We start from the raw sequence: 1,458 nt of genomic DNA on the forward strand, positions 1-1,458 counted from the left end.
GACAGGTTACTACGTTCATCTGATCTAAACTCTTACGAAAAACTCAATAATACTTTTTATATCGCAATCTCAGAATTATATGATACTGTATTTTGCAGGTTTCATTTGCTCACCCAATTATTATATCGATCTAAAATTAATATATCTTATCAAAAGAAGTGGTTTCAGTGCTTGTCATTTCTTCCATATAAAATATTAAAACCAAAAGGCACTCAACTATCCTTCGCTGAGTGCCATTTCAATTAACGTATCAATCTTTGTTAAATGGTCTTATTTGCCAATAAACATCTGTGTCCAATAGTTACCTTCTACATGACCAACGCCAATGTGAGTAAAGTTAGAGCTTAAAATGTTCTTACGATGCCCTTCACTATTCATCCAAGCATTGACAACTTCTTGTGGGGAACGTTGTCCCATCGCAATATTCTCACCAGCCGCACGGTATTGAATGCCAAATTGTTTCATCATATCGAATGGAGATCCGTAGGTTGGGCTTGTATGAGAAAAATAGCCATTCTTCTTCATATCAGAAGATTTTGTTCTCGCCACCTCACTTAATTTTAGGTCGACTTTGAGGGGCTGTAAGCCGTATTTTGCACGTTCTTTATTTGTTAATGTAACAACTTCTTGCTCAAACTGGCTTATTGAATAAGTAGCTTGATTTGTTGTTTCCTTTGGTTGTTCTGCTGGTTGCTGTTGGACAGGCTGTTGAACAGCAGGACTTTCTTGAGGTTCTTCTGCCTTTTGTTCTGTTGGCTCTTGAGCCGGTTGCGTAGGTTTATCTACTTTTGTCTGAGTTTGTCCGTATTGAGAATAATATTTTTTTAGTAAGTTTTGAATGAGGTCATTCCAATTTGTAGAGTTGTTAACAGATACGACATAACGGCCTTCAAAACTAGTATTGGAGTTATCTACTTGTTCCGCAGAACTTGCTAATGGCCCAGTAACCAATAACGCCCCTGCTACTGCTAAAGATAGTACAGTTTTCTTCATATTGAGTCCTCCTTGTTGTGTACCAAGATACAACAACATCTTATCATGTGATTTTTGTAATATTAGAGGAAGACTTTTCCTTCTGAAACGAACCTACTATTTTAACAGCAAACGAGTGTTGAAAAAGAATAGATTTGATGAAATAAATGAATTGTTCCTTTTTGGTAATGCAGGAAAAAACTACCGAGGTTTTCCTGTTGACAGGGTTGAAACCACCGATGCTTTATGACGTATATTACTGAAAAATGACGAATGTGACTTTTTGGGACATGGGGACAGGTACACTAGCTTTGCACAGATTCCATAAAATGTAAAAATGCTAATTGTATGTAGACATAAAAAAAGAAAGCCCTTATTGTAGAAGTGTTAGATGTTTGTTTGTTCCCAAAAACAATACAAACTTTCTACAAAGGAGCTTTCAATGAATAATACCATATTAAATCAAAATACAGTAATTCGTCAATG

At 35.9% G+C, this 1,458-nt stretch carries 1 protein-coding gene; it reads right to left on the reverse strand.

The genetic code is table 11. The features are described from left to right. Positions 1–270: 270 nt before the first annotated feature. Positions 271–993 carry a CAP domain-containing protein gene (locus E1I69_RS24070; protein WP_136382018.1) on the reverse strand — a complete coding sequence of 241 codons (723 nt, stop codon included), beginning with the start codon at positions 991–993 and terminating at the stop codon, positions 271–273. Positions 994–1,458 lie beyond the last annotated feature (465 nt).

This window comes from Bacillus timonensis (assembly GCF_004799755.1).
GTDB lineage: Bacteria > Bacillota > Bacilli > Bacillales > Bacillaceae_L > Ferdinandcohnia > Ferdinandcohnia timonensis_A.

Coding starts and splice junctions, on each gene's coding strand:
- E1I69_RS24070 (WP_136382018.1), bottom strand. CDS start 993: ATGAAGAAAACTGTACTATCTTTAGCAGTAGCAGGGGCGTTATTGGTT.